This is a genomic window from Streptomyces sp. NPDC060028 (assembly GCF_042736725.1).
GTDB lineage: Bacteria > Actinomycetota > Actinomycetes > Streptomycetales > Streptomycetaceae > Streptomyces.
In genome coordinates this window covers 40995-58145 of sequence record NZ_JBHWVJ010000002.1, presented here as the reverse complement: position 1 = coordinate 58145, position 17151 = coordinate 40995, and the positions used below count along the sequence as shown (strand labels likewise).

Genomic DNA, 17151 nt, shown 5'->3' with positions numbered 1-17151 from the left:
CTGCCGTCCCGCCCCCCGGGGCCCACCCCCCCACCCCCCCCCCCGCCCCGCGTCGCCCCTTGTGTGGGGTGCGGTCCCGAAGCGCATTTCGCCCCGCCACCGCACCTTGCCGTCGCCCGAAGGGGCCCGCGGGCCCTGGAACACACGAGGAGTGTCATGTCCGGTGTCATGTCCGGCTCTCGTCACACCACGGCCGGTCCCGGGCGCGAGGGCGGGTCCCCGACCCCGCCCCGTGACCGGGACCTCATCGTGCGCCTGAGAAGGTCCTACGCGTCCGGCGCGGCGGACCCCGGCGTCTGCGACCTCTTGTACCGGCGGCACAGCGCCGCCGCCCTCGCCTGCGCCCGGGCATGCTGCCGCGCACCGCAGGACGCCGAGGACCTGGTCTCGGAGGCGTTCATCCGTACCCTCCAGGCCGTCCGGTCCGGCGCCGGACCCCGGGAGCAGTGGCGCCCGTACCTGCTGGCCGTGGTCCGCCATACGGCGATCGAGTGGCGGGCCGGCGACGGGTGGACCGTGCTGACGCCCGACGTCGAGTCCTGGTGCCGCCCGGCCCCGGCCGGCGGGGACCCGCAGCGCGAGCTGCTGGACAGCGAGGACCGCCGGCTCGTCGCACGCTCCTTCCACACGCTGCCCGAGCGCTGGAAGGCCGTGCTGTGGCACACGCTCGTCGAGGACGACTGCCCGCACCCCGTCCCGCTGCTGCTGGGCATCACCCCGAGCGCGGTGACCTCGCTGGCCTTCCGCGCGCGCGAGGGGCTGCGCGAGGCCTACCTGAACGCCCACCTCGACACCGCGGCCGACGACCGGTGCCGCCACTACAGCTCCGTGCTCGGGGCGGCCGTCCGGCGCCGCGGGGCGCCGCGCGGGCGCGGGCTCAGCCGTCATCTGGCCGCTTGCCGGTCCTGTTCCCGGGCGTACGCGGAGCTGCTCGACCTCAACGCCGCGCTGCGCGTCGGCGCGTCGGCCGTACTCGTCGGCCAGTAGGAAGGGCGGCGCCCGGCCCCCCACGCCACGCGGGCGGGGGGCCGGGGACCGCCCGGGGGCGGGAGGCTCAGGGGCGGGGAGGCCCGGGCCTACAGGCCGTTGACGCGGGCCACACGGCCCATGCCCAGCGGCGGCCGGAAGTCCGCCGTCACCGGGCGCGGCCGGCGGCCCGCCCGGGAGTTCTGGCGCCGGACCTGCGCCATGAGGCGGCGGCTGCGCAGTGCCATCTCCAGTTCGAAGCGCGTCCGCGGATCACGCAGACCGGGCCCGAAGAGCTTCTCCAGCTGCCGCATGCGGTAGCGCACGGTCTGCGGGTGCACGCTCAGGGCCTTCGCCGCCTCGGGCGCGCCGCCACCCTCCAGCCAGGCGAGCAGGGTGACTTCGAGCCGTTCGCTCTGGCGCGGGGTGAGGTCCGCGAGCGGCCGCAGCCAGCGCGCGGCCAGCGCGTGCGCCAAGGGTTCGTCCTGGAGCAGCAACAGCGTCGAGAGGTGGTCGTCGACGAAGACGGCCCGCGCGTCCAGGCCGGCGCGGGCCGGGGTCAGGGCCAGCAGCCGCAGTGCCCAGCGCAGCGAGGAGGCGGTGTCCCGCAGGGCGACGGTGTGGCCGACGGCGGCGAACCGGCCGCGCAGCGCGGCCTCCAGGGCGCTGCGGGCGTCCGGGTCCTGGTCCGGGACGAGCAGGCAGGGCTGGCCGCCGACCATGCCGGGCAGGCCGTCCTCGAGGACGGCCGCCAGCTGCTGGGTCTCGCCGGGTGTGGCGAGGGCGATGGCGCGAACGGCCGAGGGGAGCGGCCAGCCGGCCGCCGCGGCGAGCTCCGCGAGGGCAATTTCAGACATGGTCATGTCACCCGTAAGAGCGGTGAAGAGCTCGCGCCGGGCCCGCTCGGGCGCCGGTCCGAGGCCTTGCGGGGGCACGACGGTCAGGGGTGGCGGCGACTGCCTCACCCTGCCCGGTTCCTGATGTCCCATGGCCAGTTCCCGATCCCCGCCGTGGTCCTCGACCAGGCCGTGTTCGGGGTCCGGCCGACGGCCGTGGTCGGCCGGCTCGCGGTAGCCGAGGGTGGTGAGCAGGCCCGCCTCCACCCGGTGTCTGACCACGTCCTCACCGATGTCCTCCACCAGCTCGGCGAATCCGGGGATTCCCTCCCGGAGTTCGTCCACTATCCCGGCGGCCAGCGCGGGCAGCTCCCTTCGCAGGACCCGGGTCCACTCGCCGCGGGGGCGGGACCAGATGCGGTTCAGAAGTTCGCACATTGTTACCTCGTTCATGCCGGGGTACGGCCCGCCCCGTGGAAGGGTGAGCAGCCTGCCGAGTCGCCGCCCCTCGCCACCGGCCGCTGCCGGAAGGTGAGTTGAGCACCTCGTACTCCCTCCAGGAGCGTGCCGTCCACTTGCAGTCCCGCGGCTTTGCCTCGAATTTGCCGTCGGGGAGGTGTGGCGGCGGACAAGGCCTGGACCCGGTCGCCACCGCACCGTTGGAAGGGAATCTTCCGGGGGTGTTCGATGTGATGATGCCGTGGCCGCCAGAACTTGTCACGATTCGATAAATACTGTGGAGGCGTTGCGGAGGTCCACGATGCTTCTGCACTCCGGCCCCCGCTCCCGGTCGGCGACGCATCCATCTCCCGCCCACCGCGGAGCAGTTCCGACGAGTGCCCCGGGAGCCGAGTGCGAGGTGGAGCGCTCGGGACCCGGGCGTATGGGAGAACCCGATGCCCTTGCCCCAGACCCGTATGCCCCGCTCCCATCGGGCCCGGCGCACCAGACGGCATGCCGGCGCGGCCACCGCCGCGGCCGTAGGGCGGCGGGCCGTCCGGCGCCCGCCCCTGCTGTCCGCTGCCGGCGGGCCCAACCCGGCCGCCCTGTTCGTGGGCGCCCTCGCCGCCCTGGCCTCCTTGACCGTGGCCGTCCAGGCGGGCGTCCTCGGCCACGTCTGGGACTTCCTGGACTACGGGGCGGGCGTGCTCTCGCTCGTCTCGCTCACCTCCGCCGTCCTGTGGGGCCTGGCGGCCACGGACCGTACGCTGCTCACCTCGGGGCACCGGATCATCGCCCAGGCGGCCCACCGCGGCCTCGCCGTCTCGGGGCTGGGCTTCCTCGCCCTGCACGTCTGGGTCAAGGTCGCCGAGGCGCAGACCGCAGCCGCCTCCGTGGTCGTGCCGTTCGCGGACCGGGACCAGCCCGTGCTCATCGGACTCGGCACCCTGGCCGGGTACTTCTTCGTCGCCGTGGCCGTCTCCGGCGCCGTCCGCAGCGCCTTCGCCACCAAGGGCCGGTCCGTGTGGTGGCGCGCCCTGCACATGGGCGCCTACCCGGCCTGGGGCGCCTCGCTCGTCCACGGCCTCAAGTCCGGCCGCTCCGCCAGCGGGTGGGTGACCGTCGCGTACGCCCTCTGCCTCATCGGCGTCACGGCCGTACTCGTGCTGCGCCTGCGGACCAGGCTGCGCGCGGCGCCCGCCCGGCCCGTGGCCCCGGCCCCGTCCGCCGCCCCCAAGCCGCCGCCCGAGCGGCCGGCGCGGCCCCCGCGGCCCTTCGTCCGCCAGCCCGTGGAGCAGCCCACGGCGCTGCTCACCGCGCGACTGGCTCGGCAGTTGGCCCAGCCGCCCGGTGAACAGACCCTCCAACAACCCCTCGTCCTGCCGTCATCGGCCGGCCGGGGCCCGCGATGACCGGGGTCACGCGCCCGGCCCTCGGCTGCGTGGGGCAGCCGAGGCTGCTGGCCGGGCTCGACGCCGCCCCGCGCCTCGACCGGGTCGGCCACCTGACCGTGCACGGCGCGCTGCCCCCGTACCCGGGCGACGCCCTGGTGGAGCTCGCCGAGGGCATCGACCTCCGGGGCCGCGGCGGGGCGGGCTTTCCCTTCGCCCGCAAACTCCGGGCCGTCACCCGGTCCGCCCGGGCGCGCGAGGGGCGTACCGCGGTCGTCGTCAACGGCAGCGAGGGGGAGCCCAGTTGTCTCAAGGACACCGCCCTGCTGCTGCACGTGCCGCACCTCGTGCTCGACGGGGCGCTGCTGGCCGCCGCGGCGCTCGGCGCGGAGGACATCGTCGTCGGCGTGACCCGGGAGGACGTGGAGCAGTCGCTGCGCGCCGCCGTGGCCGAACGCGGACCGGCCGGCAGCCGGGTCCGCGTCGTCAGACTCCCCGAACGCTTCGTCACGGGCGAGGGGACCTCCCTCGTCAACGGGCTCGACGGCGGCTCCGCGCTCCCGTCCGGGCAGAAGGTGCGCACCAGCGAACGGGGGCTGGGCGGGCTGCCCACCCTGCTGTCCAACACCGAGACCTACGCCCAACTCGCCGTCGCGGCCCGGCTCGGCGCGGCCGCCTACCGTTCGGCGGGCCTGCCGACCGAGCCGGGCACGATCCTGCTGACGGTCGGCGGCTCCACCGTGGTCGAGGTGCCGACCGGGACCTCGCTGGCGTACGTGCTGGACCTGTGCGGATCGGCCCCCGGCCAGGGCGTCCTGGTCGGCGGCTACCACGGCCGGTGGCTCGCTCCGGGCGCGGCGCGGTCGGCGGCCCTCTCCCGGGCCTCCCTCTCCGCGTTCGACGCCGTCCTCGGGGCCGGTGCGGTCCTCCCGCTGCCCGAGGACACCTGTCCGGCCGGTGAAGTGGCGCGGGTGGCCCGCTGGATGGCGGACGAGTCGGCCGGGCAGTGCGGGCCGTGCGTCAGGGGGCTGCCGTCGCTGGCGGGCGCGGTCGAGGACCTGGTGGGCGGCGGGGGGCGGGCCGCCCTGGAAGCCGTGGAGTCACGGATGCGCGCGGTACGCGGGCGCGGCGCGTGCAGCCACCCCGACGGCACCTCGTCCTTCGTGGCCTCGGCGCTGGCCGTCTTCCCCGAGGAGTTCCGCGACCATGCGCTGGGCAGCGGGTGCGGGCGGCGCGTCCTGGGGGCGCTGCCGCTGCCGGAGGACGAGAACCCGGAACGGCTCGTCGTGGACTGGACGCTGTGCAAGGGCCACGGGCTGTGCGTGGACCTGCTGCCCGACGTCGTCCGGCTGGACGCCGACGGGTTCCCCGCACAGGGCGTCATGCCGGTCCCCGGACGGCTGCGGCCGAAGGCGCTGCGGGCGGTGCGCCGCTGCCCGGCCCTCGCCCTGCGCATTCAGGAATGAGCCGGGGGTGAACGGCCGCCGCCGGGCCGAGTTCACTCTTTGGCGCGATCTGATAAATTCCCGGGATTTCCAATTCGACAAGCTGTGCGGGCCTTATGAATGAGCAGGCAAGCGAAATCCCCGGGCTGAACTCGAAGGAGTGAGTGATCGTGGACAACAGGCGTCGAGTGACAACGGCCGGATCGGTGATCGCGGTACTGATGCTGGCCGCGGGATGCGGAAGCGGCAGCGATACCGCCCGCAATGTGAATTCCGTACAGCCGGCCAGTGACAGCAAGGCCCTCGGCGGCGGATACGACTCGGGCTACGGATCGGGATCGGGATCCGGATACGGCTCGGGGGCGGCCCCCGCGGGAGCGGCCGGGTCGGCCGGAGCGTCGACCGCGGCGGCCGGGCAGCTGGCCGTACGGGAGATCGCGGACGTGGGCAGCGTCGTCACCGACAGCGCCGGGGCCACCCTCTACCGGTTCGACAAGGACACGGCCAAGCCCCCCGCCTCGAACTGTGACGGCGACTGCGCCAAGGCCTGGCCCGCGGTGCCCGCGGACGACGCCTCGGTCTCCGGGGGCATGGACCCGGCGGCGCTCGGCGCGGTGACCCGGTCCGACGGCACCCGGCAGCTGACGCTCGCGGGCTGGCCCGTCTACCGGTACGCCAAGGACGGCGGGCCGGGCGAGGCGAAGGGCGAGGGCGTCGGCGGCACCTGGCACGCGCTGGCGTCGGACGGAAAGAAGGCCATCGACAAGAAGGGTGCGGAAAAGGGAGGAGGAGCGGAAAAGGAGGGGAAATCCGGCGATGAACTCTCCGTCTCGGCCGATGCGAAACTCGGGAAGATCGTCGTGGACGGCGAGGGGCGCACCCTTTACCGCTTCGACAAGGACAGTGCCTGGCCGATGAAATTCGGCTGCCTGGACGCCTGCCTGGACACCTGGAAGCCTGCGGCCGCCGTGGACAAGGCGAAGGTGTCGGGAATCAATTCGAAATTGGTCGGATCGGTGAAGCGCCCCGACGGAACGGAGCAGCTGACGATCGACTGCTGGCCGGTCTACCTCTTCACCGGCGACACCGCGCCCGGGCAGACCAACGGGCACAACAAGCAGGGACTCTGGTTCGCCGTCACCGACGCGGGCAAGAAGGTCCCGGCGGGTGGGGCGGGTGGGTGACCCGGCGGTCTCCCGCGCCCCTCGCGTCACGGGCCGCCACCTGGTGCCCTGCGTGGCCGTGCTCCTCGCGTCCCTGTGGTGCGGCGGGTGCGCCGCAGGGCACGGGACGGAACACGCGGCGGAGCCCGCGGCGGCCGCGGCGCCCGCGCCGGGCACCACGCTGGCGGAGATCGCCGCGGCCCTCGGCTGCACCGCCGAGATCACCGTCGACGCGGAGGAGCTGAAGGAGGGAGCGTGCGGGGCGGGGCAGGAGGCGTACCGCATGGCCACCTTCACCGCCGGCCAGGGGCAGCAGGCGTGGCTGGCGGAATCACGGATGTACGGCGGCACGTACCTCGTCGGGGACCGGTGGGTGGTGACCGCGGCCTCCGCCGAAGCCCTGACCCCTCTGCGCGAGCGTCTCGGCGGAACCATCGAGACCGGGGCCTCCCACGGCTCTGAGCACAGCTCCGAGCACAGCCCCGAGCACAGCTCCGAGCACAGCTCCGAGCAGGGCTCCGAACACGGCGCGGAGCACGGCTCCGAACACGGCCCTGAACACGGACCCGCCCCCGGTACGGAGCCCGGCCCGGGCCCTTCCTGACGCGAACGCGGTGCGGCGCCCCACCGCACCGCGTCGCGGCCGCCCGTTCGACGCGAGAACGCGCGCGGCCCCCGTGACCCCTCGTGGTGGCGGCGCCGCCCGGACATGTCGAGAATGGAGCGACGGCTACGACGTCCCATGTGAAAGGCCCCCCAGGGGGTCGCGATCACAAGGAGTGAGAGGCCATGAAGTACTTGCTGATGGTCCTCGGGAAGCAGGCCGACTACGACGCCATGGCAGGCAAGGGGAGCGAGGGCAGCCCCGCCTGGACCGAGCAGCAGCGCAAGGCGATGTTCGACCACATGGGGTCGCTGAACGACGATCTCGCCGAGTCCGGAGAGTGGGTCGACGGTCAGGGGCTGGCCGAACCCCGGCAGGCCCGGTTCGTGACCGCCGCGGCCGACGGCACCCCGGTGGTGTCCGACGGCCCGTACGGAGAGGCCAAGGAGGTGCTCGCCGGCTACTGGATCGTGGACGTCCCGAACTTCGAACGGGCCGCCGAGATCGCCGCGCGCGCCCACGCCTGCCCGGCGCCGGAGGGCGCCCCGAACCATCCGGTCGTCGTGCACCCCGTGGACCAGGGCCCGGGGACCGAAATGTGACAGGCGACGACCCGGTCGCCCCCGGCGATCACGCAGGGGGCGGCGAAGACCCCGAGGACACCGAAGACCTGCTGCGCCGACTGGCTCCCCAGGTCCTCGGCGCCCTCGTGCGCCGCTACGGGAACTTCGACGCCGCCGAGGACGCCGTACAGGACGCGCTGCTCGCGGCCGCCGCGCAGTGGCCCGACCGGGGCCGCCCGCGCAACCCGCGCGGCTGGCTGATCAGGGTGGCCTCCCGCCGGCTCATCGACCAACTGCGCAGCGAGGAAGCGCGCAGACGGCGCGAGGAGACGGCCGCGGCGATGACGCCGCGCGACGAGTTCGAGTCACCGCCGCCCGGGGAGGGCCGTACCCCCACCGAGGACGACACCCTCACCCTCCTCTTCCTGTGCTGCCGCGCGGAGCTCTCACCGGCCGCCCGCATCGCCCTCACGCTGCGCGCCGTGGGAGGGCTGACCACCGCGGAGATCGCTCGCGCCCATCTGGTGCCCGAGGCGACGGTGGCGCAACGGATCAGCCGGGCGAAGCAGCGCATCAAGGCGTCCGCAGTGCCCTTCGGGCCGCCGCCGGGGGAGGAGTTCGCGCAGCGGCTGGCCGACGTGCTGCAGGTGCTCTACCTGATGTTCAACGAGGGCTACACCGCCAGCTCGGGCCCGGAGTTGCTGCGCGCGGACCTCGCCGCCGAGGCGATCCGCCTCACCCGGGCCGTGCGCCAACTGCTGCCCGGGGACGGCGAGGTGGCCGGGCTGCTGGCCCTGATGCTGCTCACCGACGCCCGCCGGCCGGCCCGTACCGGCACCGACGGCAGCCTGATCCCGCTCGCCGAGCAGGACCGCGCACGCTGGAACCGTGAGGCCATCGCCGAGGGTGTCACCCTGGTCAGCGGCGCACTCACCCACAGCCGGCTCGGCCCGTACCAACTGCGCGCCGCCATCGCGGCCGTCCACGACGAGTCGGCGCGTGCCGAGGACACCGACTGGGCGGAGATCCTCGCCCTGTACGGGCTCCTGATCCACCTCGCCCCGGGCCCGATGGAGCACCTCAACCACGCGGTGGCGAAGGCGATGGTGCACGGCCCCGAGGCCGGGCTCGCGCTGCTGAAGGAACTGGACGAGGACGGCCGGCTCGCCGGCCACCACCGCCTGGACGCCGTACGGGCCCACCTGCTCGAGATGGCGGGCGACCGCCCGGCGGCCCGCGCCGCCTACGCGAGGGCCGCCGGGCGGACCTTGAGCATCCCGGAGCGCCGCTACCTCCGGGCCCGCGCGGCCCGCCTCGCGCAATAGCGGTAATCCCGTGCGGGGTGTCAGCGTCTTGATTCGCTGACTTCAAGGCGTTCCGTATGCGCTGATGCGCTTTTGCGGACCATTACCCGAGGGTGTGTACGTGGCTGCGGCGCCGGGTGTTGCGAAGGCCCCCGAGAAGGGGTCCGGGTCTTCCGGCTCCGGAACGGGCGAGCGCCATCCGGTGAAATTCGTGCTGGAGGTGCCACGGAGCGTCGCCCAGGTGGACTTCATGCCGAGCGCCCTGTGTGGCGTGTTCCTCGTCTCGGCGCTGTTCGCGTCGGGCTGGCAGTACGGCCGCCTATCTGCTCACCGTCGCCGGTTCGAGTCTGGTCGTCGTGGTCACTTCTGCGGTCGCGGCTTTCCTGGGTACCTTCCTGGGCAACGTCGGCGAAATCTTCTTCATGCGCAGTGGTACGTCGGCCTGCTCTTCCTGGCCGGGATCTTCGTGGCGGACCGGCTCGCCGGGGCCATGGCGTGCGTCGGGAGCGCGACCGGCCTGCTGGTCGCCTGGATGCCGGGCGCACCGGCCCAGGGCGTGGCCCAGGGGCTGATGGGCTACAACGCGGTGCTGGTCGCCATGGCGCTGTGCGGGGTGTTCATCGCCCCCGGTACCGCCGCCTTGGCCTACGCGGTGGCGGGCGCCGGCGTGGCGACCGCGCTCCCAAGCAGCTCGGCGCCGTGGACTTCTCCGGCGGCACGGTCGTGGAGATCGGCTCGGGCGCCGCCGGTCTGGCCCTTGCGATCGTGGCGGGCCACCGCGCGGACTTCGAGCGGCAGGGCATCCGCCCGCACAACCTGCCGCTCGTCGTCATCGGTCTGTCCCTGATGGGGTTCGGCCGGTTCGACTTCACTCAACAGCCGGCTCGCGGCGGGCGCGGCGATGGCCGGCTGGGCCGTGACCAGCTGGTGGCGGGCCCGCCGGGTCGGTCTGCTCGACATGTGCATGGGCGCCGTCACGGGACTGGTGGCGACCACCCCGCCGGCGGGCGGCGTGAGCCCCGTGTGGGCCGCGGTCATCGGCTTTGTCGTCGGCCGGCTGGGAGTGGACGACACCCTGGACGTGGTCGGCATCCACGGCTGGGGGGCCTCTTCCACGGCGGCTCGTGGGACCTGCTGGGCAGGCAGCTCAGCGCCACGGTGGTACCGGGCCTGTACTCGTTCGCGATGACGGCCCTCATCGGCAGGGCCGTCGGGCTGACCGTCGGACTGCGCCGGCCCGGCGGCCTGGTCGAGGAGGAGCAGGCGTACGCCGAGGTCCCCTCCGACCACCTCAAGCAGCTCTCGGCGGACGCCACGCCGGGGGTGAGCGAGGAGCCGGAGAGCGCGTCGGTACAGGTGTCCCGGCTCCGGGAGGTGCTGCTGGCGGCGCGCACCGATCGGGGATGACGCGTGTAACCAGAGCGTCCCGCTTAGTGATGATTGTCCGAAATGATTGAACCCCTCCGGGGAGAGGCCTAGTGTGTTACACGTGTAACGACTCGGTCGGCCGCGCAACACGCTGTTAACAAAATCGAATATCGCGGATCATTGACGGTCGCCAGATTAGCGAGATACTTGCTCCACTCTCCCTGCTGCCCCGAGATTGAGGTGCCGCCCCATGGAGCTCTCCCCGTCTGCCCATGTCGATACGTTCTGCCGCGATCGGCTCCCGCCCTTCTCCCTCTGGCCCGAACTGCACTTCGACCTGCCGGAGTTGCACTACCCGGACCGGCTCAACTGCGCCGAGCGACTGCTCGACGAAGCCGTCCGGCGCTGGGGGCCCGACCGGCCCTGCCTGCTGACTCCCGCGGAGCGGTGGACGTACGGTGACCTGCTGGAGCGCGCCAACCAGGTCGCCCAGGTGCTCACGGAGGACTTCGGCCTCGTCCCCGGCAACCGGGTTCTGCTGCGCGGCCCCAACAACCCCTGGCTCGTGGCCACTTGGTTCGGCGTCCTGAAGGCCGGCGGCGTCGCCGTCACCACCATGCCGCTGCTGCGTGCCGGTGAGCTCGCCGAGCTGTGCGAGATCAGCCGGCCGGCCGTCGCCGTGTGCGACCACCGCTTCCTCGACGAGCTCACCGCCGTCGACGCACCCGCCCATGCCGTACTGGCCTACGGCGGCCCGGGCGAGGAGGACCTGGTTGCGCGCTGCGCGGCGAAGGCGGGGCGGTTCACCGGCGTCGCCACCGCGGCCGACGACGTCGCGCTGATCGCCTTCACCTCGGGGACGACCGGGCGGCCGAAGGCGACCCTGCACTTCCACCGGGACGTACTGGCCAACGCCGACACCTTCTCCCGCCATGTCCTCAAGCCCCTCCACGACGACGTGTTCACCGGGACCCCGCCCCTGGCCTTCACCTTCGGGCTCGGCGGGCTGGTGGTCTTCCCCCTGTACGCGGGCGCGGCCACCCTGCTGGTCGAACAGACCACCCCGCAGCGGCTTGCCGACCTCGTGGAGGAACACGGAGTCACCGTGCTCTTCACCGCGCCCACCGCCTACCGGGCGATCATGGCCGCCGGTGCGGTGCACCAGCTGGCCGGGCTGCGCCGCTGCGTGTCCGCGGGGGAGGCGCTGCCGGTCGCGGTGTGGGAGGAGTTCCACGCCGCCACGGGGTTGGGGATCATCGACGGCATCGGCGCCACCGAGATGCTCCACGTGTTCATCTCGGCTTCCGACGGCGAGATACGGCCCGGCTCGACGGGCCGCCCCGTGCCCGGATTCCGGGCCAAGGTGGTCGACGAGGCGGGCGAGCCCGTCCCGGACGGCCGGCCGGGCCTCCTCGCCGTCACCGGGCCCACGGGCTGCCGGTACATGGAGGACCCGCGCCAGAGCGCGTACGTGAGGAACGGCTGGAACATCACCGGCGACACCTACGTACGGGACGCCGACGGCTACTTCTGGTACGTGGCCCGCAGCGACGACATGATCGTCTCCTCCGGGTACAACATCGCCGGCCCCGAGGTGGAAAAGGCACTCGCCACCCACCCCTACGTCGAGGAATGCGGGGTCGTCGGCGCCCCGGACGACCAGCGCGGAATGCTCGTCAAGGCGTACGTGATCCTGCGCCCGGGCATCGCGCCCGACGGGGCGACCGTCAAGGAGCTCCAAGACCACGTGAAGCGGACCGTGGCGCCCTACAAGTACCCGCGCGCCGTGGAGTTCGTCACCGAGCTCCCGCGCACCAGTAACGGAAAGCTCCAGCGTGCCGAACTGCGCAAGCGGGCCCACGCGAACACCCCTAGCAGTCCCGCGAAAGGCACGACCATGAACACTCCCGACCCCGACCCCGCCCCCCGCCCGCGGCAGACGGCCTCCGCGCCGTCGGACAGCTGCGCCGCCGGGTGCCCCGAGGCCCTCGCGCAGAACCTGCCCGGCGTCGTCGTCGAGCGGCGCGTCGAATGGCCCGACACGGACGCGGCCGGCCACTACCACCACTCCACCGTCGTGCGCTGGGTCGAGGCGGCCGAGGCCGTCCTGCTGCGCCGACTGGGGCTGGCCCACCTCTTCGGCAGCACGCCCCGCGTCCACTTCGAGGCCGACTACCAGGCCCGGCTGTGGTTCGGCGAGACCGTCCGTACCGAACTGCGGGTCGTCAAGGTCGGAACGAGCTCCCTGCACTACGCCTTCACCGTGCGCGGCGAAGGGGAGGAGACGGCCGCCACCGGGCGCATGGTCGTCGCCCACTCGGCTTCGCGCGCGACGGGATCCACGGCCTGGCCGGACGACGTGCGGGAGGTCCTCACCAAGTCCGGTCCGCAGGCCCCCGAGCTCTTCGCGTGAGCGCGGGCGACGAGCCCGGGCGCACCGACAGGATGTGTCGCATTCTTGACGATCGCCAAATCTGCAACATATTCTGTCGTCCGGAACCACTAGGAGGAACACCGTGCGTGTAGCAGTCATCGGAGGAGGGCCCGGCGGGTTGTACTTCGCGGCCCTGGCCCAACAGCTCTCCCCGGAGTGGGAGATCACGGTCTGGGAGCGCAACGCCCGCGACGACGCGTTCGGCTTCGGCGTCGTCTTCTCCGACGAGACGCTCGACGGCATAGCGCAGGCCGATCCCGAGGTGTTCGCGGCGATGTCCGCGCAGTTCGCCCGGTGGAGCGACATCGACGTCCGCTACGGCGGCGAGGTCCACGTCTCCGGTGGCCACGGCTTCGCCGCCCTGGACCGCAACCGGCTGCGGGAGATCCTGCAGAAGCGCTGCGCGGACCTCGGGGTGAACGTGCACTACGGCACCCAGGCGCCGCCCGTCGGCCAACTCTCCGCCGCATACGACCTGGTGGTGGCAGCGGACGGGATCCGCTCCACGACCCGCGACACGTATGGCGACAGCTTCCGCCCGGACCTGGACGAGCGCCACTGCCGCTACATGTGGCTGTCCACCGACCGGGTCTTCGAGGCCTTCACCTTCATCGTCGAGAAGCGGGACTTCGGCAGCGTCCAGGTCCACGCCTATCCGTACGACGGCGAGCGCAGCACCTTCATCGTGGAGATCGCGGAGGATGACTGGCGCCGGGCGGGCTTCGAGGTGCTCGCCGACCGGGAGTTCGAGCGGGGCGAGAGCGACGAGGCGAGCGTGCGGCTGTGCGAGGAGATCCTCGCCGGGCACCTCGACGGGCACCGCCTGATCCCCAACGCCTCGAAGTGGATCCGCTTCACGACCGTCCGCAACGCCTCCTGGCGCCACGGCAACGTCGTCCTGCTCGGCGACGCCGCCCACACCGCCCACTTCTCCATCGGCTCCGGCACCAAGCTCGCGATGGAGGACTCCCTCGCCCTGGCCGCCTGTCTCCACGAACACCCCGACGTGGCCTCGGCGCTCGCCGCGTACGAGACCGAACGCCGTCCGGTCGTCGAATCCACCCAGCGCGCCGCGCAGGCCAGCCTCGAATGGTTCGAGAACGTCGGCCGCTACACGGCCCAGGAGCCCCCGCAGTTCGCCTTCAACCTCCTGACCCGCAGCCGCCGCGTCACCTACGACAACCTGCGCGTGCGCGACGAGCGGTTCACCACCACGGTCGACTCCTGGCATGTCGAAGGGAGTTCGCTGCCCGCCGCCCGGCCCGCCGGCGGCGCCACCGTCCCGCCGATGTTCCGCCCGCTCCAACTGGGCGGACTGCACCTGCGCAACCGCGTCGTCGTGCCGCCCACCGCGCTGTACACCGCGCGAGAGGGCGTCCCGGGCGACTTCGAGCTCGTCCACCTGAGCACCCAGGCCCTCGGCGGCTGCGGTCTGGTCTTCGCCGGCATGACCGCGGTCAGCGCCGACGGCCGGGCCACCCCGGGCTGCCCCGGCCTGTACACCGACGAGCAGGAAGCCGCCTGGCGGCGCATCACCGACTTCGTCCACGGCCAGTCGGACACCTGCCTGGGCGTCCAGCTCACCCACGCCGGCCGTCGCGCCGCGACCGGCGTGCCCCGGCCGGACGGCAGGGCCGTCCCGCTCGGGGACGAGGGCTGGCCGCTCCTCGCTGCCTCCCCGCTGGCTTGGGGCGCGGGCGCCGCCGTCCCGCGCGAGGCGACCCGCCGGGACATGGACGCCATCGCGGGCGACTTCACCGCCGCGGCCGAACGCGCGCACCGCGCCGGCTTCGACGCCCTGGAACTGCAGTACGGCCACGGCCACTTGATGTCCGGCTTCCTCTCCCCGCTGACGAACGTGCGGACCGACGAGTACGGCGGGACCCTCACCGGCCGGCTGCGCTTCCCCCTGGAAGTGCTCCGCGCGGTGCGGGCCGTGTGGCCCGAGGGCAAGGCGCTCGTGGTCCGCATCTCCGCCGCGGACTGGGCCGAAGGCGGCACCAGCGAGGCCGACGCGGTGGAGATCGCCCGCGCGCTCGGCGAGGCCGGCGCCGACGCGGTCGACGTGTCCACCGGCGAGGTCGTGGCGCACGAGCGGCCCCGGTACGGCCGCAGCTACCAGACCCCGTACGCCGACCTGATCCGCAACGCCACCGGCCTGCCCACCATCGCCGTCGGCGCGATCTCCACGTACGACGACGTGAACTCGATCATCCTGGCCGGCCGGGCCGACCTGTGCGCCATCGGGCGTGCCCAGCTGCACGACCCGCTGTGGACCCTGCACGCGGCGGCCGCCCAGGGCTACAGCGGCCCGGCCGCGCCTTGGCCCGCCTCCTGGCGGGCGGGAAGCGGGCGCCCGCCGGGTGCGCGCACCGACCGCGTACCGCCCCGCCTCCAGCTGCTCCGCGAGGCTTCCGCACCCGTGCACCAGCGCTGGGCGCCGCGCACTCCCGTGGCCGTGTCCGCTGCCGCCGCCCGCTGATCTGGAGGACCGATGGACCATCTGCCCCGCTTCACCGCCGCGGCCGTACAGGCGGCCCCCGTGTACCTGGACGCGGCCGCAACCGTCGACAAGGCGATCGCCCTCATCGCGCAGGCGGCGGCCCAGGGCGCCGAACTGGTCGTCTTCCCCGAGGTGTTCGTCCCCGGATACCCGTACTGGAACTGGACGATGAACCCGGTCCAGGGGTCGCCCTGGTTCGAGCGCCTCTACCGCTCGTCCATCGATGTGCCCGGCCCGTACGTAAACCAACTGCGCGCCGCGGCCCGCCAGTACGAGGTCGTCCTCGTCATCGGCGTCAACGAGCGCGGCCCGCACAGCCTCGGCACCCTCTACAACACCCTGCTCACCATCGGACCCGACGGTGAACTCCTCGGAGTGCACCGCAAGTTGGTGCCGACGTGGGCCGAGAAGCTCACCTGGACCGGAGGTGACGGCAGTTCGCTGAAGGTCCACCGGACCCCCGTCGGCCCGCTCGGCGCCCTCGCCTGCGGCGAGAACACCAACACGCTGGCCCGCTTCACCCTCCTCGCACAGGGTGAACTGGTCCATGCCTCCTGCTACATCGCCCTGCCCGTCGCACCCGCCGACTACGACATGGCCGACGCCATAGCCGTGCGCACCGCCGCCCACAGCTTCGAGGGCAAGGTCTTCTCCGTGGTGGCCTGCTCGACGATCTCGCCGGAGATCGTCGACGCCATCGCGGGGGAGGACGAGGACGTGCGCCGGATGCTCGCCCGTCCCCGCAGCGCCCTGTCCGGGATCTTCGGGCCCGACGGCCGGCCCGTCACCGAACCGCTGATCGACTCCGAGGGCATCGTCTACGCCGAGATCGACCTGGCCCGGTGCATCCAGCCCAAGCAGATGCACGACATCGTCGGCCACTACAACCGCTTCGACGTCTTCCAGCTCCACGTCGACAACCGTCCGCGCACCCCGGTGACCTTCGCCACCGATCCGGCGCACACCGCGGCGCCCCTCTGCCCCGAGAACCCCGCTCTCCCGAAGGAGGACGCATGACCACCGAGTACGACGACAGCCGACCGGGCCGAGCCCGCGTGTCCGACTCTCCCGAACTCTCCGCGTTCTACGGCGAACTCGCCCAGCTCGAAGCCGGCGCGCTGTGGACCGTCGCCAACGACATCGAGCCCTGGTACCCGCAGCCGAAGTCCGTGCCCGTGCTGTGGCGCTACAGCGAACTGCGGCCGCTGGTCCGCAAGGCCCTCGACCTGGTCAAGGCCGACGAAGCCGGCCGCCGCGTGGTGATGCTCGTCAACCCGGGCCGCAGGGACGTCAGCGCCGCCGTCGGGCTCCTCTACACCGGCCTGCAGATCATGGGCCCCGGGGAGGCCATGACCGCCCACCGCCACCAGGCCGCCGCCCTGCGCTTCGTCCACGAGGGCACCGGAGCGTGGACCATCGTCGACGGCCAGAAGCTCAGGGTCGGACCCGGCGACTTCGCCATCACGCCGAACGGCACCTGGCACGAACACGGCAACGAAGCCGACGACGCCCCCGTCATCTGGCAGGACGGGCTCGACATACCCCTGGTCAACGCCCTGGACGCCGGTTTCTACGAGGTCCACCCCGAGCTGTACCAGACCCCGGGAAAGGTCATCAACTCCTCCGTGCTGACATACGGCGCGAACCTCCTGCCCTACGGCGTGGAGAAGTGGACCAGGCCCTACTCGCCGCTGCTGGCGTTCCCCTGGGAGCCCACCTACGAAGCCCTGCGCAAGCTGGCCAAGGCCACCGAGGGCTCCCCGTACGACGGCGTGATCGCCGAGTACACCAACCCGCTCACCGGCGGCCCCGTCATGCCCACCATGGGCGCCCACATGCAGCTCCTGCGGCCCGGCCAGGCGACCTCGGCCCACCGCCACACCGGCTCGGTCATCTACACGGCCGCCAAGGGGCACGGTGTCTCGGTGATCGCCGGACAGCGCTTCGAGTGGCGGCAGGGCGACATGTTCTGCGTCCCCTCCTGGGCCTGGCACGAGCACCACAACCTCGACCAGTCCGAGGACGCCTGCCTGTTCTCCTTCAACGACTTCCCCGTCATGCGCTCGCTCGGCTTCCACCGCGAAGAGGCGTACGCCGACCACGACGGCCACCAGCCCACCACCGCCTGACCCC

The 17151-nt window shown here is 72.9% G+C and carries 14 protein-coding genes and 2 pseudogenes; 15 read left to right on the top strand and 1 reads right to left on the bottom strand.

All coding sequences use genetic code 11. The annotated features are described in order from the left end of the window. The first annotated feature begins 156 nt into the window (after positions 1 to 156). On the top strand, positions 157 to 987 hold the full coding sequence (locus ACFWBF_RS01480; protein WP_385593374.1) for an RNA polymerase sigma factor: 831 nt from the start codon (positions 157 to 159) through the stop codon (positions 985 to 987). 89 nt (positions 988 to 1076) lie between these two features. Here the strand turns inward: ACFWBF_RS01480 and ACFWBF_RS01475 are convergent, their stop codons facing one another. After that, on the bottom strand, positions 1077 to 2240 hold the full coding sequence (locus tag ACFWBF_RS01475; RefSeq protein WP_385593371.1) for a PucR family transcriptional regulator: 1164 nt from the start codon (positions 2238 to 2240) through the stop codon (positions 1077 to 1079). A gap of 458 nt (positions 2241 to 2698) precedes the next feature. On the opposite strand from ACFWBF_RS01475, the gene ACFWBF_RS01470 reads away from it, so the two are divergent. From ACFWBF_RS01470 to ACFWBF_RS01405, 14 genes and pseudogenes are all read left to right on the top strand, one after another. Next, positions 2699 to 3655: a hypothetical protein gene (locus tag ACFWBF_RS01470; protein ID WP_385593369.1), complete on the top strand. Its 957-nt coding sequence runs from the start codon at positions 2699 to 2701 to the stop codon at positions 3653 to 3655. Then, complete coding sequence (locus tag ACFWBF_RS01465) at positions 3652 to 5100, top strand: NADH-ubiquinone oxidoreductase-F iron-sulfur binding region domain-containing protein (RefSeq protein ID WP_385593366.1); 1449 nt, start codon at positions 3652 to 3654, stop codon at positions 5098 to 5100. Before ACFWBF_RS01470 ends, ACFWBF_RS01465 begins: the two co-directional genes overlap by 4 nt. A 149-nt stretch (positions 5101 to 5249) precedes the next feature. Then, entirely contained in the window at positions 5250 to 6263 is a 1014-nt protein-coding gene (locus ACFWBF_RS01460) for an SCO0930 family lipoprotein (protein WP_385593363.1), read from the top strand. After that, positions 6256 to 6846 carry a hypothetical protein gene (locus tag ACFWBF_RS01455; protein WP_385593360.1) on the top strand — a complete coding sequence of 197 codons (591 nt, stop codon included), beginning with the start codon at positions 6256 to 6258 and terminating at the stop codon, positions 6844 to 6846. Before ACFWBF_RS01460 ends, ACFWBF_RS01455 begins: the two co-directional genes overlap by 8 nt. A 185-nt stretch (positions 6847 to 7031) precedes the next feature. Continuing rightward, positions 7032 to 7448 (top strand): YciI family protein, encoded by a 417-nt coding sequence (locus ACFWBF_RS01450; protein WP_385593357.1) that lies wholly within the window; start codon positions 7032 to 7034, stop codon positions 7446 to 7448. A gap of 68 nt (positions 7449 to 7516) precedes the next feature. Then, complete coding sequence (locus ACFWBF_RS01445; RefSeq protein ID WP_385593764.1) at positions 7517 to 8734, top strand: RNA polymerase sigma factor; 1218 nt, start codon at positions 7517 to 7519, stop codon at positions 8732 to 8734. Positions 8735 to 8798: 64 nt separating this feature from the next. Further along, positions 8799 to 9560 (top strand): urea transporter, encoded by a 762-nt coding sequence (locus ACFWBF_RS01440; protein WP_385593354.1) that lies wholly within the window; start codon positions 8799 to 8801, stop codon positions 9558 to 9560. Further along, a pseudogene (locus tag ACFWBF_RS01435) lies at positions 9443 to 9902 on the top strand (hypothetical protein). The gene ACFWBF_RS01440 and the pseudogene ACFWBF_RS01435 overlap by 118 nt, the downstream one beginning before the upstream one ends. Beyond that, the gene (locus ACFWBF_RS01430) at positions 9899 to 10120 is read left to right on the top strand and encodes a hypothetical protein (RefSeq protein WP_385593352.1); all 222 of its coding nucleotides are present in this window, start codon (positions 9899 to 9901) and stop codon (positions 10118 to 10120) included. Before ACFWBF_RS01435 ends, ACFWBF_RS01430 begins: the two are co-directional and overlap by 4 nt. Before the next feature lie 211 nt (positions 10121 to 10331). Continuing rightward, positions 10332 to 11960, top strand: a pseudogene (locus tag ACFWBF_RS01425) (AMP-binding protein); the annotation flags it as partial. A gap of 18 nt (positions 11961 to 11978) precedes the next feature. Then, a complete protein-coding gene (locus tag ACFWBF_RS01420; RefSeq protein ID WP_385593761.1) occupies positions 11979 to 12494 on the top strand; it encodes an acyl-CoA thioesterase in 516 nt (171 codons plus the stop codon). A 103-nt stretch (positions 12495 to 12597) separates the two neighbouring features. Further along, positions 12598 to 14997: a bifunctional salicylyl-CoA 5-hydroxylase/oxidoreductase gene (locus tag ACFWBF_RS01415; protein ID WP_385593349.1), complete on the top strand. Its 2400-nt coding sequence runs from the start codon at positions 12598 to 12600 to the stop codon at positions 14995 to 14997. Positions 14998 to 15009: 12 nt separating this feature from the next. After that, positions 15010 to 16035 (top strand): carbon-nitrogen hydrolase family protein, encoded by a 1026-nt coding sequence (locus ACFWBF_RS01410; protein WP_385593346.1) that lies wholly within the window; start codon positions 15010 to 15012, stop codon positions 16033 to 16035. Next, on the top strand, positions 16032 to 17147 hold the full coding sequence (locus ACFWBF_RS01405) for a cupin domain-containing protein (protein WP_385593343.1): 1116 nt from the start codon (positions 16032 to 16034) through the stop codon (positions 17145 to 17147). Before ACFWBF_RS01410 ends, ACFWBF_RS01405 begins: the two co-directional genes overlap by 4 nt. Positions 17148 to 17151 lie beyond the last annotated feature (4 nt).